The sequence below is a fragment of the Lysobacter arenosi genome (assembly GCF_016613475.2).
GTDB classification, from domain to species: Bacteria; Pseudomonadota; Gammaproteobacteria; order Xanthomonadales; family Xanthomonadaceae; genus Lysobacter_J; species Lysobacter_J arenosi.
The window spans coordinates 1,292,165-1,314,490 of sequence record NZ_CP071517.1 but is presented as its reverse complement, the minus strand read 5'-3'; the positions used below and the strand labels follow the sequence as shown (position 1 = coordinate 1,314,490).

Sequence of the window (22,326 nt, the reverse complement as noted above, 5' to 3'; positions counted from 1 at the left end):
CAGGATCGCAGTGTTCGAATGGCGCCATCCATCAACCCGCGGGCCAAATCCCGCAACAGAGGCCTGAAATGAACAAGAACATCCTCGCAGTCGCCCTGGCTTCGCTGCTGGTCGGTGGCGTCGCAGTCGCGGCCTTCAACAGCTTCCGTGGCAACGACAACGCGCAGGCCCAGGTGGATGCCAACGGTCAGGCCATCGGCCAGGACGGCGACATGGCGGCCGACGGCTCGATCCAGTCGGGCAAGATCGAATACGCCGACGTGCTCAACGTCAAGCCGATCAACGAGAAGGAAAAGCTGTACGCCACCGTGATCGGCACCGACGCCGTGCGCGAGACCAGCACCACCTCGACCCCGCGTGAGGTCTGCGAGGACGTGGTCGTGCAGGAGCGCGCTCCGGAGCGTGACGGCAACGTCGGCGGCACCGTCGCTGGCGCCGTCATCGGTGGCCTGGTCGGCAACCAGATCGGCAGCGGCAACGGCCGCAAGGCCGCTACGGCCGCAGGCGCCGTCGCCGGTGGCTTCATCGGCAACACGGTTGACAAGCGCCACGTCGGCGGCAAGGTCACCAGCCGCACCGAGCGCCAGTGCCACACCACGTCGTCGACGTCGCAGTCCTCGCGCGTGGTCGGTTACAACGTGACCTACCGCAATCCGGACGGCACCACCGGTTCGATGCGCACCGACAGCAAGCCGGGCAACAAGATCCTGCTGGGTGAAGAAGACAAGGTCGTCGGTTACGACGTGACCTACCGTTACGACGGTGCCGAGCAGACCATCCGCATGGACGAGCGTCCGGTCAACAACCGCCTGCCGGTGATCGACGGCCAGGTCGTGACCCAGACCGCTTCGGCCTCGACGGGTTCGACCTAGGGCTGATCGCTCTCCATCGAAGCGCAATACCCGAGGGGCCGGAGCAATCCGGCCCCTTTCTTTTTGCAATCAACGTCATCCCGGCGAACGCCGGGATCCATCTTGACGTTGCCCTTTGCTTCGGAACGGCGCCGTCCGCCGGGCCGGGGATTGCTCCGCCCCTTAGTCAGACATCCTGTCTGATGCGGGGCGTGGGCCATCCATGGCCCGCTGCTGCGCAATCCCCGGCCCGGCGGACGACGCTTCGGCGAGTTACTTAACGGTCTTCGTCGGATCGTCGGGGGAGGGCAATCGAAGCGTCCTGCCCACGTGTTCTTGCCCGCAAAGGCTTTGGAAAAACAACGCTGTACAGGCTCTAGAGGGGGTACCCGCGCAGCCGGCGGCCATTACAATGGCTGTCTTTCCACTGTCGAGCGCGCCATGGCCCTGCACCCGTACGATCTCTACGACGTCCGCTCCCTGCTCACTGAAGAGGAGCGCGCCGTACAGGACACGGTGGCGCGTTTCACCAACGAGCGCGTGATCCCGATCATCGGCGATGCGTTCGACCAGGCCCGTTTCCCCAAGGAGCTGGTCGGTGAGATCGCCGAACTGGGCCTGCTCGGCTCGTCGCTGCCGGAGAAGTACGGTTGCGCCGGCCTCAACGCGGTCAGCTACGGCCTGATCTGCCAGGAACTCGAGCGCGGCGACAGCGGCATCCGCAGTTTCGTCAGCGTGCAGTCCTCGCTGTGCATGTATCCCATCTACGCCTACGGTTCGGAAGAGCAGCGCATGCGCTGGCTGCCGGACATGGCCGCGGGCAAGGTCATCGGCTGCTTCGGCCTGACCGAGCCGCACGGTGGTTCCGATCCGGCCAACATGAAGACCAACGCCAAGCGCGACGGCGGTGACTGGGTCCTCAACGGTTCCAAAATGTGGATCACCAACGGCAACGTCGCCGACATCGCGATCGTCTGGGCGCAGACCGACGAGGGCATCCAGGGCTTCGTCGTCGAGAAGGGCATGCCCGGTTTCGCGGCCCAGGAAATCAAGCACAAGATGAGCCTGCGCGCGTCGGTGACCAGCTCGCTGTTCTTCGACAACGTGCGCGTGCCCGACAGCAACCGCCTGCCCAACGTGAAGGGCCTGAAGGGTCCGCTGGGCTGCCTCACGCAGGCCCGCTACGGCATCACCTGGGGTCCGATCGGCGCGGCCATCGCCTGCCTCGACGAGGTGCTGAACTACACCAAGGAACGCATCCTGTTCGATCGCCCGGTGGCGGCGACGCAGAGCGCGCAGATCAAGATGGCCGAGATGGCGCGTCGGATCACGCTGGCGCAGTTGCTGGTGGTGCAGCTCGGTCGCCTCAAGGACGCCGGTGCGATGCAGCCGGCACAGGTGTCGCTGGCGAAGTGGAACAACTGCCGCATGGCCATCGACATCGCGCGCGAGTGCCGCGACCTGCTCGGCGGCGCCGGCATCACCACCGAGCACGCGGCGATCCGCCATGCGCTCAACCTGGAGTCGGTGATCACCTATGAGGGCACCGAAACCGTGCACCAGCTGGTGATCGGACGCGAGCTGACGGGCATCAGCGCGTTCTGATCCCCGGACCCGGAGGTTCGAGATCCACGTGTCCGTCTTCGACATCCAACTCGAAACCCCGCGCCTGCTCCTGCGCCCGCCGCGGGCGGGCGACTTCGAGGCGTGGGCGGCGTTCCGTGCCGACGAAGAGGCCGCGCGCTACATCGGCGGCGCCGAAGCGCGGCCGGTGGCGTGGCGCAGCTTCGCGGCGATGATCGGCGTGTGGCACCTCAAGGGCTTCGCGATGTTCTCGGTGATCGAGAAGACCAGCGGCGAGTGGGTAGGGCGGGTCGGGCCGTGGCAGCCGGAAGGCTGGCCAGGCACCGAGGTCGGCTGGAGCATCGTCCGCAGGCACTGGGGCAAGGGCTTCGGTCCCGAGGCCGCTGCGGCCTCGATGGACTGGGCCTTCGATCACCTGGGCTGGACCGAGGTGATCCATACCATCGATCCGCAAAACGCAAATTCCAAGGCCGTTGCTGCCAAGCTCGGCTCGCGCTACCTGCGCATGGGCCGCCTGCCGGTGCCATACGATGCCAACGAGATCGAAATCTGGGGACAGTCGCGTGAGCAGTGGCTCGCCCGACGCACACGCGAGGAGCGCGCATGATCACCGTCTACGGCTATCCCTGTTCCGGCAATTGCCACAAGCTGAAGTTGCTGCTGACCCAGCTCGGCCGCGAGTTCAAATGGGTCGATATCGACAGCACCTGCGGCGAGACACGCACGCCGGAATTCCTGGGCAAGAATCCCAACGGCAAGGTGCCGATGATCGAGCTCGAGGATGGCCGCATCCTCACCGAGTCGAACGCGATCCTGTGCTGGCTGGCCGAAGGCACGCCGTTCTGGACAGGCGACGCCTGGCAGCGTGCGCAGGTGCTGAGCTGGTTGTTCTTCGAGCAGTACAGCCATGAGCCGTACATCGCCGTTGCCCGTTTCATCCGTGGCTGGTCGCCGCTGGACTCGCCGCGTCGCGCCACGCTGGCGCAGTTGCGCGAGCGCGGCCATCAGGCGCTGGCGGTAATGGAGCAGCACCTTGCCGCCGGGCACGAATGGTTCAGCGGTGAAGCCTACGGCATCGCCGACATCGCGCTGTTCGCCTACACCGTCGTCGCCGATGAAGGCGGCTTCGACGTTTCGCGGTATCCGCAGATCCGCGAATGGCTGGCCCGCGTGATGAAGACGCCGGGCTTTGTCGCCATGCCGTCACCGCCGGTCGAGGTCGCCTCGCGCCTGGCGCTGCCGGACTGACCGCCACACCAGGTTTCCTGCAAAGACATGCCAGGTCCTGCGCATAGCGCGGGACGACATCCGAGAATCCGAAAAAATGTCCGTACTGCCCAATCCGATCCCCGCACGCATGAAAGGCCTGAACCGGGCCGAGATCTGCGACGTCAACTTCAGCGAGTTCGTCAAAGCCTGGAATGGCCGCACCGAAGCCCGTCCGGCCGCGGGTGAGGCGATCCTCGACGGCAGCGCGCTCGATGCGCGCGGGTTCCGCGAGTTGTTCGAGTCGCAGCTGGTCAGCCGTCACCTCGACCTGATGGCGCGCGTGCTGCGCGTGCAGAACAAGGTCTTCTACACGATCGGTTCCAGCGGCCACGAAGGCAATGCGATGGTCGCGCGCCTGACGCGCCATACCGATCCGGCGTTCCTGCATTACCGTTCCGGCGGCTTCATGGCCGAGCGCTTCCGCAAGCTGCCCGGGATGGACCCGGTGATGGATTCGGCGCTGTCGTTCGCCGCCAGCAAGGACGACCCGGCCAGCGGTGGCCGCCACAAGGTCTGGGGCAGCAAGCCGTTGTGGGTGTTGCCGCAGACGTCGACGATTGCCTCGCACCTGCCCAAGGCATTGGGCACGGCGGTCGCGATCGAGGCCGGCAAGCGCCTGGGTCATGCGCTGCCGATTCCGGACGACAGCATCACGATCTGCTCCTTCGGCGACGCGTCGGCCAACCACGCCACCGCGCAGACCGCATTCAATGCAGCCGCCTGGACCGCCTACCAGAAGCTGCCGGCGCCGGTGCTGTTCGTCTGCGAGGACAACGGTATCGGCATCTCGGTGAAGACCCCGGGTGGCTGGATCGGCAACCGCTTCCGCAACATGGACGGGCTGGATTACTTCACCGCCGACGGCCTCGACCTGGCGGCTGGTTACGGCGACGTGCAGCGTGCCGTCGAGCATTGCCGCACTACGCGCCGTCCGACCTTCCTGCACCTGAAGACGACCCGCATCATGGGTCACGCCGGCACCGACTTCGAGATCGAATGGCGTTCGATCGAGGAACTGTGCGCGGTCGAGGCCACCGATCCGCTGCTGCGCTCTGCCGCGATCGCGCTCGAGTCGGGCCTGATGTCGAAGGACGAAGTACTCGACCTGTACGAGCAGACGCGCAAGAAGTGCTTCGCCGCGGCCGACGAGGCCGACCGCCGGCCCAAGCTCGACAACCTCGCCGACGTGATCGCGCCGCTGGCGCCGTACACGCCGGCCAAGGTCGCCGCCGAAGCCAAGCGCGCCGATTACGCTCCGCGCCGACTGGAAGTGTTCGGCAGCGAGGCCAAACTGCCGGAGAACCAGCCGCCGCGTCACCTGGCGATCCAGATCAACAACGCCCTGCACGACATCTTCGCCAAGTATCCCGACACGCTGCTGTTCGGCGAGGACGTGGCGCAGAAGGGCGGCGTCTATACCGTCACCAAGGGCCTGCAGAAGGCCTTCGGCCCGCGCCGCGTGTTCAACACGCTGCTCGACGAGACAATGATCCTGGGCATGGCCCAGGGCTTCGCCAACGTCGGCATGCTGCCGATCCCGGAGATCCAGTACCTGGCGTACTTCCACAACGCCTGCGACCAGATCCGTGGCGAGGCGGCGAGCCTGCAGTTCTTCAGCAACAACCAGTACGCCAATCCGATGGTCGTGCGCATCGCCGGACTGGGCTACCAGCGCGGCTTCGGCGGCCACTTCCACAACGACAATTCGATCACCGCGCTGCGCGACATCCCGGGCCTGGTGGTCGGTTGCCCGTCGCGCGGCGACGACGCGGCGACGATGCTGCGCACGCTGACGGCACTGGCCAAGGTCGACGGACGCGTCAGCGTGTTCCTCGAGCCGATCGCGCTGTACATGACCAAGGACCTGTACGAAGCCGGCGACGGCGGCTGGCTGACGAACTATCCCAAGCCTGATGAGGCGATGACGCTCGGCGAAGGCCGCATCTACGGCGAGGGCAACGACGACCTGGTGATCGTCAGCTACGGAAATGGCGTGCCGATGAGCCTGCGCGCCGCGCGGACCATCGAGGCCAAGCACGGCTGGAAAGCACGCGTGGTCGACCTGCGCTGGCTGGTGCCGCTCAACGAAGAGTTCATCCGCGAGCAGGCACGCAGCGCCAAGCGCCTGCTGATCGTCGACGAAGGCCGTCACAGTGCCGGCGTCGGCGAGGGCGTGCTTACCGCAATTGCCGAAGGTGGTTACGGGGCGCGGCCGTTCCAGCGTGTCGTCGGCGTCGACACCTACACGCCGCTGGCTGGCGCCGCATTCCTGGTGATTCCGGGCGAGGACGACATCGTCGCGGCAGCGGACCGGCTCGCCTGAATGTGCGGTCTCGCCGGACTGTTGCGCGCCACCCCCGACGCCAGTGATGAGCGGCTGACCGCGCTCGCCGGCGCGATGGGTGATGCGCTGGTCCACCGTGGCCCGGACGATCGCGGTGTCTGGACGGAAGCGGCGACCGGGATCGCGCTGGCGCATCGCCGCCTGAGCATCCTCGACCTGTCGCCGCTGGGCCACCAGCCGATGGCGTCGAGCGACCACCGCTTCGTCATCGCCTACAACGGCGAGGTCTACAACTTCGCCGAGCTGCGCGAAGTGCTGGTCGCACGCGGCCACGCCTTCCGCGGCCATTCCGACACCGAGGTGCTGCTGGCCGCGGTGGTGGAGTGGGGCGTGGAAGATGCGATCTCCCGCTGCAACGGCATGTTCGCGATCGCCTTGTGGGATCGCCAGGAGCGCTGCCTGTGGCTGGCCCGCGACCGCGTCGGCAAGAAGCCGCTGTACTACGGCTGGGCCGGGGACACGTTCGTGTTCGGCTCCGAGCTGAAGGCACTGTGGCGCCACCCGGATTTCGACAACGGCGTCAGCCGTGATGCGCTGGCGTTGCTGTTGCGCCTGGATTACATCCCGGCGCCGCATGCAATCCATGAGCGCACCTTCAAGCTGCTGCCGGGCTCGCTGCTGCGCATCGACGCGGCGACCGTGGCAGGCGGCGCCGGGGCCCACGATCCGCAGCGCGACCAGCGCCGCTACTGGGATCCGCGCGAACGCATGGAAACGGCGCTGCGTGCGCCATTCAAGGGCGACGAGCGCGAAGCGGAGAACCGCCTCGACGAACTGCTGCGCGAGGCAGTCGGCCTCCGCATGGTCGCCGACGTTCCCGTCGGCGTGTTCCTGTCGGGCGGCACCGATTCCTCGATCGTCACCGCGCTGATGCAGGCACAAAGCCGGCACCCGGTGCGCACCTTCACGATCGGCTTCGAGCGCTCGCATCATGACGAGGCGCACCTCGCGCGCGAGGTCGCCGAGCACCTGCATACCGCGCACACCGAGTTGTACGTCAGCGGCAGCGATGCGCTGGCGGTGGTGCCGACATTGCCGGCGATGTTCGACGAACCCTTTGCCGATGCTTCGCAGGTGCCGACCGCGCTGGTGGCGCGCGTGGCGCGCAGCGCGGTCACCGTGGCCCTGTCGGGTGACGGCGGCGACGAACTTTTCTTTGGCTACAAGCGCTACGAACGCGCCTTGCGCAACTGGCGCTGGCAGCGGCGCGTGCCGTCACCGCTGCGCAAGGCGATGGCGCGCAGTGCGACCGGTCATGGCGAATCCTCGCGCACCGGCGGCTTTGCCGCGCTTGCGGCGGAGATGGGCGCGTGCGGCATCGGCGACGTCTACCGGCAGCGCATCGCCCGCTGGCGCGATCCGGCCTGCGCGGTACCTGGCGCCAAGCTGCCGGCGACGCTGTACGACCAGCCCGATCCGCTACACGGCGCCGGCACCGCCGCCGACGCGATGATGCTGGCCGACTTCAGCGTCTACCTGCCCGAAGACCTGCTGTGCAAGGTCGACCGCACCAGCATGGCGGTGAGCCTGGAGGCGCGGGCGCCGCTGCTGGACTGGCACGTGGCGGAGTTCGCATGGTCGTTGCCGCTGGCGTTCAAGCGCCACCCTAAAGGCAACAAGTACCTGCTCAAGCAGGTGCTGCGACGTTATCTGCCCGACGAGATGGTCGACCGCGGCAAGCGTGGGTTCGGTGCGCCGGTCAGTGATTGGCTGCGCGGCGACCTGCGCGAATGGGCGTCAGCGCTGCTGGACGAGCAGCGCCTGCGCGAAGAGGGGTACTTCGATGCCGCTGCGGTGCACGGCATCTGGCGCAAGTTCCTCGGCGGCGAGCGCAAGTGGCACACGCACCTCTGGAACGTGCTGATGTTCCAGGCGTGGCATGAGCATTGGCGCGAGCAGCGCCGCGACGTCTAGTCATCCCGGTGCCCGCCGGGACGACGGCGAGCGTGCTAGCGCCCGAGGCCGCCGCGTAGCGGCAGTTCGCGCAGTGCGACATCACCTGCGGTCATTTCCACCGTCTCACGTTCCAGCGGCAGCACCGCCAGCGCGACATGCCGGTGGTCGGCATCGACAGCCGCCACCAGCTTGCCCAGCGCAGTGGCGCCGGCAGCCACATCGGATCCGGCAACCAGCGCCGCATCGCCTTCAAGCAATGCCAGCCCACGCTTGGCCTGGCCCAGGAAATGCGTGCGCGCGACGATCTCCTGGCCCGGATAGCAGCCCTTCTTCACGCTGAAGGCCTGCAAGCGCTCCAGCGATAGCTGCTGCGGCGTCCAGTGGCCGGCCTGGGAGGCCGGCAGGCGCGGCAGGCCGTGCTCGAGGTCGTAGGCCTGCCAGCGCGCCAGCGCCTGGGCATCGGCCGTGGCATCGGCACCGCCGGAAATGCGCAGGCAGCGCGGCCCGGCGTCGCCGCCGACGTCCATTTCGACCGTCTCGACCCCATCATCACCGCCTAGGGCGGAGCCTTGCGACATCGCCGGTGCCGTAAAGGAACCACTGACGTGCAGATCCTGGCGAACTTCGATCTTGACCTTGCTGCGAAACACGAAGCGCTGCAGTGCGGCGGCCAGTTCGGTCGGATCGGCATCGGGCAGCAGCAGCCAGAGCGTCTCATCGGACAGTTTCAGCAAAGCGAACAGCGCCACCACGCGCCCTTTGGGCGTCAGCCAGCCATTCCACTGCCAGCTGCGCGGCTCCAGCAGGCCAACGTCGTTCATGAACTGTGCCTGCGCAAAAGCGACCGCATCACGCCCGCTGAGCGCGATCAGGCGATGGTCGGGCAGGGCGAAGGCGAGACCGGCGGCGGCCTGCGGGTTGTCATGCATGGGGGGCGGGAATTAACATTCAGCGCCGTGATGATAGGCCAAACCCCACCCGTTGAAGCGCCCGAGGCAGATTCGACTCCGCAGCCCGCGCCATTGACGGATCCCAACAGGCCAAAGGAGCACGGCGGGCGCGAAGGCCCCGAACCGACCCGCTACGGCGACTGGGAAAAGAACGGCCGCTGCATCGATTTCTGACGCGTCACCACGCTTCCCCGCCACGCGGCTCCTGCCGCCCAGCTCAGAGAACGCCATAGCCCATGGCTAACGATCCACGCGTCCGCGAACGCCCCCTGTCACCGCACATGCAGATTTACAGCTGGCAGGTGCAGATGGTGACCTCGATCCTGCACCGTGGCACAGGCATCGTCCTGACCCTGGGCAGCCTCCTCATTGTGTGGGGTCTGGTGGCACTGGCCGCCGGTCCCGAATCCTGGGGCACCTTCACCGCCTGCGCGCGGTCGCCGCTGGGCTTCCTGGTCCTGTTCGGCTGGAGCTGGTCGCTGGCTTACCACCTGCTCAACGGCATCCGCCACCTGGTGCAGGACGCCGGTTACGGCTACCGCATCGAAGCGTTTGTGCGCAGCAGCTGGATCTCGGTCTTCGGCAGCCTGGTGCTGACGGTGATCATCTGGCTGCTTGCGATGATGGCCCAGCGAGGTGGCGCATGAGCACCAACAACAACCGCCTGCGCAACCCGCTCAAGACCGCGCGCGGCCTGGGCTCGGCCAAGGACGGTACCCATCACTTCGTCGTCCAGCGCGTCACCGCGATTGCGCTGGTGTTCCTGACGATCTACGTGATCGGCCTGATCCTGTCGCTGATCGGCGGCGATTACGCCAGCGTCCGCGCCACCGTCGGCCACCCGTGCAACGCGGTGCTGCTGTCGGCATTCCTGATTGCCTCGTTCTGGCACGCCAAGCTCGGCATGCAGGTGATCATCGAGGATTACGTCCATACCCCGGGCCTTGCGATGGCATCGCAGCTCGCGGTCGTTTTCGTTTGCGTTCTCGCGGCATTGGCCAGCGTGCTCGCCGTCATCCGCATCGCGCTGGGAGCCTGATACATGGCCGCCGCTTACAAGATCCACGAACACACCTTCGACATGGTCGTCGTCGGCGCCGGTGGCGCCGGTCTGCGCGCGACCTTCGGCCTGGCCCAGAAGGGCCTGAAGACCGCTTGCATCACCAAGGTGTTCCCGACCCGTTCGCACACCGTGGCCGCCCAGGGCGGCGTCGCCGCGGCGCTGGCCAACATGGGCGAGGACGACTGGCGTTACCACTTCTTCGATACCGTCAAGGGTTCGGACTGGCTGGGCGACCAGGACGCGATCGAGTACATGTGCAAGGAAGCCATCCCGGCGATCATCGAGCTGGAGCACTACGGCGTTCCGTTCTCGCGCACGGACGACGGCAAGATCTACCAGCGCCCGTTCGGCGGCATGACCACCCGTTACGGCGAAGGCCCGCCGGCGCAGCGCACCTGCGCCGCCGCCGACCGCACCGGCCACGCCATCCTGCACACGCTGTACCAGCAGTCGCTGGCGCATGACGCGCAGTTCTTCATCGAGTACTTCGCACTCGACCTGATCATGGGCGCCAACGGCGCCTGCCGCGGCGTGCTTGCGCTGGACATGGCCGAAGGCACGCTGCACCTGTTCAAGGCGCAGGGCACGGTGCTGGCCACCGGCGGCTACGGCCGCGCCTACTTCTCGGCGACCTCGGCCCATACCTGCACCGGCGACGGCGGCGGCATGGCGCTGCGAGCGGGCCTGTCGCTGCAGGACATGGAGTTCGTGCAGTTCCACCCGACCGGCATCTACGGCGCCGGCTGCCTGATCACCGAGGGTGTCCGCGGTGAAGGCGGCATCCTGCGCAACAGCAACGGCGAGCGCTTCATGGAGCGCTACGCGCCGAGCGTGAAGGACCTCGCCCCGCGCGACATGGTCAGCCGCGCGATGACGATGGAAATCCGCGAAGGCCGCGGCGTCGGCGAGCACAAGGACCACATCCTGCTCGACCTGACCCACCTCGGCCCGGAAGTGATCCACGAGAAGCTGCCGGGCATCGCCGAGTCGGCGCGCATCTTCGCCAACGTCGACGTCGAGAAGCAGCCGATCCCGGTGATCCCGACCGTGCACTACAACATGGGCGGCATCCCGACCAACTACCACGGCGAAGTGGTGCAGCTGCGCAACGGCAACCCGGACGAAGTCGTCCCGGGCCTGTACGCGATCGGCGAAGCGGCCTGCGTGTCGGTGCACGGCGCCAACCGCCTGGGTTCGAACTCGCTGCTCGACCTGGTCGTGTTCGGTCGCGCCGTCGCCAACCGTGCTGCCGAGACGGTCAAGGTCGACGGCAAGCAGGCCCGCCTCGCCGGCGATGCCTGCGACTCGGCCCTGGCCCGCCTGGACAAGCTGCGCAACGCCAACGGCGGCACGCCGACGGCGGTCATCCGCGACAAGATGCAGCGCACGATGCAGCTCGACGCCGCGGTGTTCCGCACCGGCGAGACGCTGGCGGACGGCGTGCGCAAGATGCGCGAGATCCACGCGTCGTTCGGTGACGTCAAGGTTGCCGACCGTTCGCTGATCTGGAACTCGGACCTGATCGAGACCTACGAGCTGTCGAACCTGCTCGACCAGGCGCTGGTGACGATTGTCTCGGCCGAGAACCGCACCGAGTCGCGCGGCGCCCACGCCCGCGAGGACTTCCCGGACCGCGACGACGCCCACTGGCAGAAGCACACCCTGTGCTCGGTCACTGAAAGCGGCGAAACCGCCATCGACTATCGCCCGGTGCACATGTACACGTTGAGCGACGACGTGTCCGTGGTTCCGCCGAAGAAGCGCGTCTACTGATCCGGAGCGAGCAACGTGGCTGAATTCTCACTACCCAAGAACTCGCAGATCCAGAAGGGACGCCACTGGGCGTCGCCGGGCGCCAAGCAGCCGCGCACCTTCAAGGTCTACCGCTGGAACCCCGACGACGGCATGAACCCGCGCGTGGACACCTACGAGGTGGACATGGCGACGTGCGGTCCGATGGTTCTGGACGCGCTGATCAAGATCAAGAACGAGATCGATCCGACCCTGACCTTCCGTCGTTCGTGCCGCGAGGGCATCTGCGGTTCGTGCGCGATGAACATCGACGGCACCAACACGCTGGCATGCACCAAGGCGATCGGCGATTGCGGCAAGGCCGAAGTGCCGATCTATCCGCTGCCGCACATGCCGGTGGTGAAGGACCTGGTGCCGGACCTGACCCACTTCTACGCCCAGTACGCTTCGATCAAGCCGTGGCTGCGCACGCAGAGTCCGGCGCCGTCCGATCGCGAGCGTTTGCAGTCGCCGCAGGACCGCAAGAAGCTCGACGGCCTGTACGAGTGCATCCTGTGCGCGTGCTGCTCGACCAGCTGCCCGAGCTACTGGTGGAACGGTGACCGTTACCTCGGCCCGGCGATCCTGTTGCAGGCCTACCGCTGGATCATCGACTCGCGTGACGAGGACACCGGTGCGCGCCTGGACGATCTGGAAGATCCGTTCAAGCTGTACCGCTGCCACACCATCATGAACTGCGCGCGTACCTGCCCGAAGGGCTTGAACCCGGCGCAGGCGATCGGCGAGATCAAGAAGCTGATGCTGGCCCGTCGCGTCTGACGCGTCCGGACCGGTGGCAGTACGAAGAGGGCGCACGCGAGTGCGCCTTTTTTGTTCGGATATGGATTTTGCGGGAGGCAATCACGTGGAAGGCATCAACGAAGCCGACGAACGCGAGCTGCGGCGCCTGCGCTGGCGCTGCCGGCGCGGCATGCGCGAGCTCGACCAGTTGTTCGAGCGCTACCTCGATCGCGCCTGGCGCCAGGCCGGCGAGGACGAGCGCGTCGTTTTCCTACGTTTGCTGGAAACCGAGGACGATAAGCTCTGGCACTGGTTCATGGGCAACGACGCGCCGACCGATGCCGACCTCGCAGCGCTCGTCGCGCGCATCCGCTCCCTGCCTCCTTGAGTGGCGACCGTCCCGGTTGCTCGCCGCGGCGCTGGGGCTGCTGGGCGTGCTGGCAGCATTGGCCCTGATCGGCTCTGAAATGCCATTGTCGCTGTCCCTGCCATTGGCGCTGCTGGCTGCCGGCGAGGGGGCGCGGTTGGCCCGACGCGAGTACGTGCGGCCAAAACGGCTGCTGGCGATTTGCGGCGACGGCACGTCCAGTCTGGACGGCCAGAAGATCACCGGTCTCAGCGTCGAGTGGCGCGGGCCCATGGCTTTCATGCGATTCGTGGACGGCGCCGGCCGCCCGTCGCGCCTTGCCTGGTGGCCCGACATCCTCCCGGCCCGGTCCCGCCGTGAACTCAAGCTGGCCGCTCCGGTCAAAGCCGCTGCGCTTCCGCCGCCTTCGATGGCACCATAGGCCGATATGTTCAAACCCATCCCAGTGGCCATAGGCCTGCGCTACCTCCGGGCCAAGCGCCGCAACGGTTTCATCTCCTTCATTTCCCTGGCGTCCATCGCCGGCATCGCGCTGGGCGTCACGGCGCTGATCACCACCCTGGCGGTGATGAGCGGCTTCCAGCGCGAGATCCGCGACCGGATGCTGCAGATGGCGGCACACGCCACGGTCAGCGCCTATGGCGAACCACTGACCGGGTGGCAGCAGGCGGTCAACACCGCCGTGGCCGACGCGCGCGTGGCCGGTGCCGCTCCCTACATCGAGAAGGAGGCGTTGCTGTCGGGTGCGCGCAACCAGCCTGCCATGGTGCGGGCCGTGTTGCCGGACCAGGAGGGCAAGGTGTCGGTGCTCGCCGAGAAGATGGTGCAGGGCAAGCTCGACTCGCTGCAGCGCGGGACCTTCAACATCGTGCTGGGCAAAGAGTTGGCGCTGTGGCTTGGCGTCGGCATCGGCGACAGCGTGGTGATGACCACCAGCGATTTCCGCAGCACGCCATTGGGCGCCGTGCCGCAGCTCAAGCGCTTCACCGTCAGCGGCATCTTCGAGGCTGGCTACAACGAGTACGACAAGGGCCTGGCCGTCGTCAACATGCACGACATGCAGCGCCTGCTGCGCATGGGTGACGGCGTCACCGGCGTGCGCCTGCGCCTGCACGACATGGACAAGGCCTGGGACGTCGCCCGCGACCTCGCGGTGAACCTGGGCGGCCCGTACCGGGTCAGCGACTGGACCAGCGAGAACGCCAACATGTTCCGGGCGCTGAAGATGGAGAAGACCATCATGGCGATCCTGCTGTCGCTGATCATCGCGATGGGCGCCTTCAACCTGGTCAGCTCGCAGGTGATGCTGGTGACCGACAAGCAGGCCGACATCGCGATCCTGCGCACGCTCGGCCTGACCCCGCGCGGCGTCATGCAGGTATTCGTGGTGCAGGGCACGCTGATCGGCGTGATCGGCACCGTGATCGGCGTGATCGGCGGCATCGTCCTGACGCTCAACCTGGAACACATCCTCAAGGCGATCGAGGCCGTGGTCGGCCTGCAGCTGCTGCCGGAGGACGTCTATTACATCACCGGCCTGCCGACCGAACTGCAGACCAGCGACGTGGTGATCATCGCCGCGGTGGCGCTGGCGATGGCGTTCATGGCCACGATCTATCCCGCCTGGCGCGCCGCGCGCACGGCTCCGGCGGAGGCGCTGCGCTATGAGTGAGATCAACAACCAGAAGCACACGGGCGAGTCGATCCGGGCCGAGGGCCTGGCGATGACCTATGCCGAAGGCAAGCTGCGCACGCCCGTGTTCGAAGGGCTGCAGCTGTCGGTGCATTCGGGCGAGACGGTGGCGATCCTGGGCGCATCCGGCGCCGGCAAGAGCACGTTGCTGCACCTGCTCGGCGGACTCGACACGCCCACCGCCGGTGAAGTGTTCGTGGCCGGGCAGCAGATGAGCTCGCTGTCGGACGCGGCGCGCGGCGCGCTGCGCAATCGCGCGCTCGGCTTCGTCTACCAGTTCCATCACCTTCTGCCCGAGTTCACCGCTCTGGAGAACGTGATGTTGCCGGTGCTGCTGTCCGGTGCGCATGTTGCGGACGCTTCCAAAAGCGCACAGGCGCTGCTGGAGTCCGTCGGCCTGGGTCATCGCCTGGAGCACAAGCCCGGCGAGTTGTCCGGTGGCGAGCGCCAGCGCGCAGCCGTCGCGCGTGCGCTGGTCAATCGCCCGGCCTGCGTGCTCGGCGACGAGCCCACCGGCAACCTCGACGAGAAGACCGCGCAGACGGTGTTCGAAATCATGCTCGCGCTCAACCGCGAGCAGCACACCAGCCTGGTGCTGGTGACCCACGATCGCCGCCTCGCACGGCGCCTGGATCGCGTGCTCGAACTGCACGAAGGCAAGCTGCGTGAGCTGAGCCACGACGAGGTGTAAGACAGGGAGCAGTCATGCACGACGCGGCAAGGACGCCGCCGTTCGGAACCACCGCCGCACTGGCACTGCTGACAGGCGTTTGCGCCTGCCTTTGGCTGCCGTGGTTGTTGCCCTGGCCAGGTTCGATCGGGCTGTTGTTGATCGGCATCGCCCTGGGCTGGCGCGGCCTGCGTGCCGGCCGCGCTGCGCTGCTGCTGGGCGGTTGGTTGTTGCTGGGCTTCGCACTGGCGGGGCTGCATGCCGCGCATTCGCTGGCGTTGCAGTTGCCCGCCGAGCTGGAACATCGGGACGCACGGATCCGCGGTCGCATCGTCGACCTGCCGGTGCACGAAGTGGCGCGCAGCCGTTTTGTCTTCCGCGTTGACGACGACGCGCCTCAGCTGCGACCGCTGCGCGGCCGCACGCTGCGTCTGGCCTGGTACGACCGCGACGCCAAGGCGCGGTCCGCGCTGAGGGCAGGGCAGCGCTGGCAATTCGACGCACGCCTGCGCGCCCCGCGCGGACTGCGCAACCCCGGCGGCCTGGACAGCGAGCGCCATGCACTCGCGCAGCGCATCGCCGCCACCGGCTATCTGCGACAGCCGCAGCAGGCACGCCTGCTCGCGCCGGGGCAGGGGTTGGAATCGTGGCGCGAAGACATGTCCGGACGCATCGCTACGCTCGATCGGTCCTCTTCGCGATTCGTGCGCGCCTTGGCACTGGGCGACACGCGCGCGCTCGACGACGGCGACTGGCACATTCTCCGCGCCAACGGTCTTACCCACCTGATCGCCATTTCCGGTTTCCATGTCGGCCTGGTGGCGGGATTCTTCGCGTTGCTGGCGCGGGCGTTGTGGTGGCTGTGGCCGGTGGCGCTGGCGCGACGCATGCCTGCGCAGATCGCGGCGGCCGCGGCCGGGCTGTGCGGCGCAGTGCTGTATGCGGCGGTCGCCGGATTCGCGCTGCCGACGGTGCGCACGGCGCTGATGATCGCCGTGGTCGCGGCCGTACGGATGTTTCGCAGGCCGTTGCGGATGGCCGATTCGCTGGCACTGGCGGCCATCGCTGTTCTGCTGGTCGATCCGATGGCCGTGCTCGGTGCCGGGTTCTGGCTCAGCTTCGCCGGCGTCGCCTGGCTGCTTTGGTGCCTGCCGCATGGCGTCGGGCGACCGCTGCACGATTTCCTTTCGGCGCAGGCCGTGGCGACCGTGGGACTGCTGCCGCTTAGCGCGGTGCTGTTCGGCCAGGCCTCGCTGGCCGGCTTGCTGGCCAACCTGATAGCGGTGCCGTGGTGGAGCCTGGTGGTGGTGCCGCTGTCGCTGTTGGGCCTGGCGCTGGAGATGCTGGCCCCGGGGGACGGTGCCTGGGCCTGGGACCTTGCCGCGGCGGCCTTCGAGCTGACCTGGCCGATGTTCGAGCGTCTGGCCGCGACCCCGCTGGCGGTCTGGTGGCTGCCCGAACCGGCGTGGTTCGCCTTACCGCTGGCGCTGCTTGGTGCGTTCTGGCTGTTGCTGCCGCGTGGCGTGCCGGGCAAGCCGCTGGCGTTGCTGTTGTGGTTGCCGCTGCTGTGGCCCGATCGCCACCTGCCGCGCCACGGCGAAGCCGAGCTGCTGGTGATCGATGTCGGCCAGGGCCTGTCGGTGCAGGTGCGCACGGCGCGGCACGTGCTGCTCTACGACATGGGTCCGGCGGTGCGCGACGGTTTCGACGCCGGCGAGCGGGCCGTGGTGCCGACCTTGCACGCGATGGGCGTTCGTCGGATCGACAGGTTCGTGGTCAGCCACGCCGACAACGACCACGCTGGTGGCCTGGAGGCGGTGGGCCGGGTGTTTGCTACGGCAGACCTGCTGGCGCCGGAAGGCGCTCCGCTGGCGGATGCCAGCCCCTGCGTGGCGGGGCAGGCCTGGGACTGGGATGGCGTCCATTTCCGCTTCCTGCACCCGGCGCCGTACTTTCCCTACCTCGGCAATGAGGCCAGTTGCGTGCTGCGGATCGAGGCCGCGGGCGCCTCGGCGCTGCTGACGGGCGACATCGGCGAGGCGGTCGAGCGGATCCTGTTGCGCCGGGACCCCGCGGCCCTGCGCGCCGACGTGGTCTCCGTGCCGCACCACGGCAGCGTCGGCTCCTCCGACCCCGGATTCGTGGCCGCCACCGGCGCCCGCCATGCCCTGGTGGCGTCCGGTCACGGCAACCGGTTCGGGCACCCGAAGCCCGCAATCGTCGATCGCTGGGTCCGGGCGGGCGCCCAGGTCCACGACACCGCCCGCGCCGGCGCCCTGCGTGTGCGGCTTCAACGAGGCGGCGTGAGCGTTGAATCGCGACGGCAGGCACAGCCGCGGCTGTGGGATGCAGCGCAACGCTGGGAGAGGGGCGCGGCTGGGCTATCCTATCGGCCTGATTAACACGGCCGAGGGCCGGAGGTTGGCGTGCTGGAACTGGTCAAGGCCGGCGGTTGGCCGATGATTCCCCTGTTGTTGCTGTCGGTACTGGCCCTGACGCTGATCGTCGAGCGCGCCTGGTCGCTGCGTCGCAGCGTGGTGCTGCCACCCAACCTGGGCAAGGAAGTGCGGACCTGGGCGGGCAGCGGCAAGCTCGACCCGGCGCACATCGAGTCGCTGCGCAAGACCTCTCCCCTGGGCGAGCTGCTGGCGGCCGCGCTGGATGTCCGCCTGCGCCCGCGCGACCAGATCCGCGAGCGCATCGAGGATGTCGGCCGCCATCTGGTCCACAAGATGGAGCGCTACCTCAACACCCTCGGCACGATCGCCGCGGCCGGCCCGCTGCTGGGCCTGTTCGGCACCGTCGTGGGCATGATCCAGATGTTCCTGGGCATCCTCGACCATGGCATCGGCGACGTGAACCAGCTCGCCGGCGGCATCGGCAAGGCGCTGGTCTGCACCGCCGCCGGCATGATCGTGGCGATCCCGGCGCTGATCGCGCACCGCTGGTTCCGTGGCCGCATCGGCGAGTACATCGTTTCGATGGAGCACGAAGCCATCGCCCTGATGGACACGCTCGACACGCGCCCGGCCGCCGTGCGCACGCCGCAGGCCGCCTGAGGCTCACGTCACGATGCGTATCCGCGACCACCGCGCCTTCGAAGACGGCCTGGAGATCAACCTGGTTCCGTTGATCGACGTGATCCTGGTGCTGATCATCTTCTTCGTCGTCACCGCGACCTTCGACGCGCGCTCGGTGCTCAAGCTCGAGCTGCCGCGCGCCACCGGCGAGCCGGCAAGCGACACTTCCAAGTCGCTGATCGTGCTGGTCAACGCCGACGGCCGTTACTTCGTCGACGACCGCGAAGTGCTGCGCAGCGACGTCGAATCGCTCAAGGCCACCATCGCCGAAGTCGCCGGCAACGACCGCGACCGTCCGGTGATGCTGCGCGCCGACGCGCGCACGCCGTACCAGGCCGTGGTCACCGTCTATGACGCACTCGGGCAGCTGGGCTTTCGCAAGGTCATGAACGCAACCGCACCGCAGACACGCGAAGGCGCGGGTGGAACCGCCGCGGGGGCGGGCAAGTGAGCGACGCCCCGTCGCCCTGGTCGACCTACCGCCGCCTGCAGGACTTCGTATCGCCGTATCGCGGGGTGCTGCTGGTAGCGCTGCTGGGCATGTTGATCGAAGCCGCCGCCGCCGGCGCCTTCACCTGGCTGATGAAGCCGGTGGTCGACGAGACCTTCATCAACAACAACCGCAAGCTGAGCCTGCTGCTGCCGCTGGCAATCGTCGGCATCTTCGTTGCCCGCGGCATCGCCGGTTACATCACCGACACCTTCATGGCGCGCGCCGGCCGCAGCATCGCCCGCGACCTGCGCGTGATGGTGCTGGGCAAGTACATGCGCCTGCCGGGCCTGCGCTTCGACACCGAGCCGGTCGCCTCGATGCTCACGCGCCTGGGCTCGGACAGCGACCAGGTCGCGCAGGCCGCGATCGACGCCGCCAAGGTGATGCTGCAGCAGTCGCTGCAGGTCGTGGCGATGATGGGCGTGATGCTCTACTACAGCTGGCGCGTGACCCTCGCCATCCTGCTGCTGGGCCCGCTGCTGGCGTGGACGATGGACACCGTCGGCCGTCGCTACCGCCGCATCGGCCATCGCATCCAGGAGAGCGGCGCGCAGTTGCTGCAGTCGGCCGACCAGGCGCTGTCGAACCACCAGGAAGTGAAGGTCTACGGCGCCCAGGGCGCCGAGCTTGAGCGTTATTCGGGCCAGGCCAACCACCACCTGCGCCTGAGCCTCAAGGTCGAATCCACGCGCAGCATCTCCTCGGCGGTGGTGCAGCTGATGGGCGCGGTCGGACTGGCGCTGCTGCTGTTCTTCGCCGGCCGCGAGGCCGCCAACGGCCGTCTCAGCGCGGGCGATTTCGTCAGCCTGATGACTTCGATGCTGGCAGTGATCCCGGCGCTGAAGCAGCTGACCAACGTGCAGGGCATGTTGCAGCGTGGCGTGGCTTCGGCCGAACGCCTGTTCGACGTGCTCGATACCCCGGACGAAATCGACACCGGTCGACGCCCGCTGGATCGCGCGCAGGGCCTGCTCGAATTCCGCGATGTCACCGCGCGTTATCCGGGCCAGGCACAGCCGGCGCTGTCGGACATCAGCTTCGTCGCACGCCCTGGCACGGTCACCGCGATCGTCGGCCGCTCCGGCAGCGGCAAGTCGACGCTGATCAAGCTCATCCCGCGCTTCTACGACATCGAAGGCGGGCAGATCCTGCTCGATGGCCATCCCTTGCAGGACTACCGCTTGCAGGACCTGCGTCGCCAGATCGCGCTGGTCGGCCAGCAGGTGATGCTGTTCGACGGCACGGTCGCCGCCAACGTCGCCTATGGCGAACTGCAGCATGCCGGCGAACCGGCGCTGGAGCAGGCGGTGCGCGGCGCCAACGCGATGGAGTTCGTCGAGCGCCTGCCGCAGGGCATGCACACCGAGATCGGCGCCAAGGGCGGCCGTCTTTCCGGTGGTCAGCGCCAGCGCCTGGCGATCGCGCGCGCGATGCTCAAGGACGCGCCGATCCTCATCCTCGACGAAGCCACCGCCGCGCTCGACACCGAGTCCGAGCGACTGGTGCAGGACGCGCTCGACCACCTGATGCCCAACCGCACCACGCTGGTCATCGCCCATCGCCTGTCGACGATCGAACATGCCGACCAGGTGCTGGTGCTCGACCAGGGACGCATCGTCGAACGCGGCACGCACAGCGAGCTGCTGGCGCACGGCGGTCTCTACGCCCATCTCCACCGCATGCAGTTCCGCGAGGCTGAATGAGTAAACGGTCGTCGCAAACCCCGGCGTTCTGGTACGACGACGTGCGCGTGCCGCTTGGTGCGCGCCTGCTTTCGGCGGTCTACGGTTCACTCAGCGGACTGCGGCGCAGCCTGTACCTGAAGGGCTGGCTCAAGCGCCAGCATCCGGGCGTGCCGGTGATCGTGGTGGGCAACATCACCGCGGGTGGCGCCGGCAAGACGCCGCTGACCATTTCCCTGGTCGAGCGCCTGCGCGCCGAGGGCTGGAGTCCCGGTGTCGCCAGTCGTGGCTATGGCCGCGATGATTCCAGTGCGGCGATGTGGGTCGATTTCCGCAGTCCCGCCGATGCCGCCGGTGACGAACCGGTACTGATCGCGCAACGCACCGGCGTGCGCATCCGCGTCGACCGCGACCGCGCTGCCGCCGCAAAAGCTCTCGCCGAAGCCGGTTGCGACCTGGTCATCTGCGACGACGGCCTTCAGCACTACAAGCTCGCGCGCGACATCGAGATCGAAGTGGTCGACGGCCGCCGTCGCTACGGCAACGGCCAGCTGCTGCCGGCCGGACCGCTGCGCGAGTTGCCCGAGCGCGGTGCCCGCTGCGATTTCCGCGTGGTCAATGTCGGCGCCGGTGGCGTCGGCAATGGCGATACCGGCTTTGGCGAATGGCCGATGCGCCTGCTGGCCGACCAGGCCCAGCCGATGCTGGGCGGGCGTCCGCGCCGCCTGACCTCGTTCTCCGGCCAGCGCGTGCATGCGGTGGCGGGCATCGGCGACCCCGAGCGATTCTTCTCGATGCTGCGTGGGTTCGGCATCGCCGTGGTTCCGCACGCATTCGCCGACCATCATCGCTACAGCGCCGAGGACTTCGAGTTCGGCAGCCGCGAATTGCCGGTGCTGATGACCGAAAAGGACGCGGTGAAGTGCACTGCCTTCGCCGACGACCGTCACTTCAGCGTGCCGGTGCGGGCCGAGTTGCCGGAGGCGTTCTGGGTCTCGCTGCTCGATCGCCTGTCGGGCAAGGCACGCCCGTACCGCAACGGCGCCGGCGCGAACGAAGGGAAGCTTCCATGAGCAAGGATTTCGTTGTCGCAATCCCGGCCCGGCATGCCGCCACCCGCCTGCCAGGCAAGCCGCTGCGCCTGCTGGCCGGCGAGCCGCTGGTGCTGCATGTGGCCCGCCGCGCTTTGGCGGCGGGCGCGCGCGAAGTCTGGGTTGCCGCTGATGACGAGCGGATCGCCGCGGCCATCGCCGACTGCGGCGTGCGCGTGGCCATGACCTCGCCCGATCACGCATCCGGCACCGACCGCCTCGCCGAGTGCGCACGCATTGCCGGCTGGAGCGACGACACCGTCGTGGTCAACCTGCAGGGCGACGAACCGTTCGCCCCGGCCGCCGGCATCCGTGCCGTGGCGGCGCTGATGCACGAAGGCGACAGCGAGATGGCGACGCTGGCCGCGCCGGTGACCGACGTCGAAACGCTGCTCGATCCCAACGCCGTCAAGCTGGTGCGTGCCGGCAACGGCAATGCCCTTTACTTCAGCCGCGCGCCGATTCCGTGGCCGCGCGATGCCTTCGCCCGCGACCGCAGCAGCATGCCGACGCAGGGCGAATGGTTGCGCCATATCGGCATCTACGGCTACCGCGCCGGGTTCCTGCAGCGATTCGCGGCGCTGGCGCCGGGACGGCTGGAGCAGATCGAATCGCTGGAGCAGTTGCGCGTGCTCGAAGCTGGCTACCGCATCGCGGTCGGGATCACGCCCGAGCCGTTCCCGCCCGGCGTCGACACGCCAGAGGACCTTGCCCGTGCCGAAGCCTGGATCGCCGCCGGCCGTGGCTGAACCGGCCATGCC

Annotated in this window: 21 protein-coding genes and 1 pseudogene; 21 read left to right on the top strand and 1 reads right to left on the bottom strand. The window is 67.9% G+C overall.

Annotated features, from left to right (window positions below):
- Nucleotides 1-68: 68 nt before the first annotated feature.
- From HIV01_RS06205 to asnB, 6 genes are all read left to right on the top strand, one after another.
- Nucleotides 69-872 (top strand): glycine zipper 2TM domain-containing protein, encoded by an 804-nt coding sequence (locus HIV01_RS06205; RefSeq protein ID WP_207527113.1) that lies wholly within the window; start codon nucleotides 69-71, stop codon nucleotides 870-872.
- Between the two features lie 420 nt (nucleotides 873-1,292).
- Nucleotides 1,293-2,456: an acyl-CoA dehydrogenase family protein gene (locus HIV01_RS06200; protein WP_200605448.1), complete on the top strand. Its 1,164-nt coding sequence runs from the start codon at nucleotides 1,293-1,295 to the stop codon at nucleotides 2,454-2,456.
- A 28-nt stretch (nucleotides 2,457-2,484) separates the two neighbouring features.
- Complete coding sequence (locus HIV01_RS06195; protein WP_200605447.1) at nucleotides 2,485-3,042, top strand: GNAT family N-acetyltransferase; 558 nt, start codon at nucleotides 2,485-2,487, stop codon at nucleotides 3,040-3,042.
- Nucleotides 3,039-3,683, top strand: a complete 645-nt coding sequence (locus HIV01_RS06190) for a glutathione S-transferase family protein (protein ID WP_200605446.1) — start codon at nucleotides 3,039-3,041, stop codon at nucleotides 3,681-3,683. Before HIV01_RS06195 ends, HIV01_RS06190 begins: the two co-directional genes overlap by 4 nt.
- A 76-nt stretch (nucleotides 3,684-3,759) precedes the next feature.
- Complete coding sequence (locus tag HIV01_RS06185) at nucleotides 3,760-6,027, top strand: thiamine pyrophosphate-dependent enzyme (protein ID WP_200605445.1); 2,268 nt, start codon at nucleotides 3,760-3,762, stop codon at nucleotides 6,025-6,027.
- Nucleotides 6,028-7,962, top strand: a complete 1,935-nt coding sequence (gene asnB, locus HIV01_RS06180) for an asparagine synthase (glutamine-hydrolyzing) (protein WP_207527112.1) — start codon at nucleotides 6,028-6,030, stop codon at nucleotides 7,960-7,962.
- A gap of 35 nt (nucleotides 7,963-7,997) precedes the next feature.
- Here the strand turns inward: asnB and ygfZ are convergent, their stop codons facing one another.
- On the bottom strand, nucleotides 7,998-8,873 hold the full coding sequence (gene ygfZ / locus HIV01_RS06175; RefSeq protein WP_200605443.1) for a CAF17-like 4Fe-4S cluster assembly/insertion protein YgfZ: 876 nt from the start codon (nucleotides 8,871-8,873) through the stop codon (nucleotides 7,998-8,000).
- On the opposite strand from ygfZ, the gene HIV01_RS06170 reads away from it, so the two are divergent.
- From HIV01_RS06170 to kdsB, 15 genes and pseudogenes are all read left to right on the top strand, one after another.
- Nucleotides 8,820-9,068, top strand: a complete 249-nt coding sequence (locus HIV01_RS06170; RefSeq protein ID WP_342367067.1) for a DUF1674 domain-containing protein — start codon at nucleotides 8,820-8,822, stop codon at nucleotides 9,066-9,068. The two genes, ygfZ and HIV01_RS06170, sit on opposite strands and share 54 nt — an antisense overlap.
- 62 nt (nucleotides 9,069-9,130) lie before the next feature.
- A complete protein-coding gene (gene sdhC / locus HIV01_RS06165) occupies nucleotides 9,131-9,541 on the top strand; it encodes a succinate dehydrogenase, cytochrome b556 subunit (RefSeq protein ID WP_200605442.1) in 411 nt (136 codons plus the stop codon).
- Nucleotides 9,538-9,933 carry a succinate dehydrogenase, hydrophobic membrane anchor protein gene (gene sdhD / locus HIV01_RS06160; protein ID WP_200605441.1) on the top strand — a complete coding sequence of 132 codons (396 nt, stop codon included), beginning with the start codon at nucleotides 9,538-9,540 and terminating at the stop codon, nucleotides 9,931-9,933. The genes sdhC and sdhD overlap by 4 nt, the downstream gene beginning before the upstream one ends.
- 3 nt (nucleotides 9,934-9,936) lie before the next feature.
- Nucleotides 9,937-11,730 carry a succinate dehydrogenase flavoprotein subunit gene (sdhA, locus tag HIV01_RS06155; protein ID WP_200605440.1) on the top strand — a complete coding sequence of 598 codons (1,794 nt, stop codon included), beginning with the start codon at nucleotides 9,937-9,939 and terminating at the stop codon, nucleotides 11,728-11,730.
- 15 nt (nucleotides 11,731-11,745) lie between these two features.
- Nucleotides 11,746-12,528 (top strand): succinate dehydrogenase iron-sulfur subunit, encoded by a 783-nt coding sequence (locus HIV01_RS06150; RefSeq protein WP_200605439.1) that lies wholly within the window; start codon nucleotides 11,746-11,748, stop codon nucleotides 12,526-12,528.
- 151 nt (nucleotides 12,529-12,679) lie between these two features.
- On the top strand, nucleotides 12,680-12,877 hold the full coding sequence (locus HIV01_RS06145; protein WP_245156979.1) for an FAD assembly factor SdhE: 198 nt from the start codon (nucleotides 12,680-12,682) through the stop codon (nucleotides 12,875-12,877).
- Nucleotides 12,828-13,277, top strand: a complete 450-nt coding sequence (locus HIV01_RS06140) for a hypothetical protein (protein WP_200605437.1) — start codon at nucleotides 12,828-12,830, stop codon at nucleotides 13,275-13,277. Before HIV01_RS06145 ends, HIV01_RS06140 begins: the two co-directional genes overlap by 50 nt.
- Before the next feature lie 6 nt (nucleotides 13,278-13,283).
- Nucleotides 13,284-14,528: a lipoprotein-releasing ABC transporter permease subunit gene (locus tag HIV01_RS06135; RefSeq protein WP_200605436.1), complete on the top strand. Its 1,245-nt coding sequence runs from the start codon at nucleotides 13,284-13,286 to the stop codon at nucleotides 14,526-14,528.
- Nucleotides 14,521-15,240, top strand: a complete 720-nt coding sequence (gene lolD / locus HIV01_RS06130) for a lipoprotein-releasing ABC transporter ATP-binding protein LolD (RefSeq protein ID WP_200605435.1) — start codon at nucleotides 14,521-14,523, stop codon at nucleotides 15,238-15,240. The genes HIV01_RS06135 and lolD overlap by 8 nt, the downstream gene beginning before the upstream one ends.
- Before the next feature lie 14 nt (nucleotides 15,241-15,254).
- A pseudogene (locus HIV01_RS06125) lies at nucleotides 15,255-17,698 on the top strand (DNA internalization-related competence protein ComEC/Rec2); the annotation flags it as partial.
- Nucleotides 17,646-18,278 (top strand): MotA/TolQ/ExbB proton channel family protein, encoded by a 633-nt coding sequence (locus HIV01_RS06120; RefSeq protein ID WP_158731297.1) that lies wholly within the window; start codon nucleotides 17,646-17,648, stop codon nucleotides 18,276-18,278. The pseudogene HIV01_RS06125 and the gene HIV01_RS06120, both read left to right, overlap by 53 nt.
- A 13-nt stretch (nucleotides 18,279-18,291) precedes the next feature.
- A complete protein-coding gene (locus HIV01_RS06115; protein WP_200605433.1) occupies nucleotides 18,292-18,750 on the top strand; it encodes an ExbD/TolR family protein in 459 nt (152 codons plus the stop codon).
- Entirely contained in the window at nucleotides 18,747-20,495 is a 1,749-nt protein-coding gene (msbA, locus tag HIV01_RS06110; protein WP_200605432.1) for a lipid A export permease/ATP-binding protein MsbA, read from the top strand. Before HIV01_RS06115 ends, msbA begins: the two co-directional genes overlap by 4 nt.
- On the top strand, nucleotides 20,492-21,547 hold the full coding sequence (gene lpxK / locus HIV01_RS06105) for a tetraacyldisaccharide 4'-kinase (RefSeq protein WP_200605431.1): 1,056 nt from the start codon (nucleotides 20,492-20,494) through the stop codon (nucleotides 21,545-21,547). The genes msbA and lpxK overlap by 4 nt, the downstream gene beginning before the upstream one ends.
- Nucleotides 21,544-22,314, top strand: coding sequence for a 3-deoxy-manno-octulosonate cytidylyltransferase (gene kdsB / locus HIV01_RS06100; RefSeq protein WP_200605430.1), 771 nt, complete (start codon nucleotides 21,544-21,546; stop codon nucleotides 22,312-22,314). The genes lpxK and kdsB overlap by 4 nt, the downstream gene beginning before the upstream one ends.
- Nucleotides 22,315-22,326 lie beyond the last annotated feature (12 nt).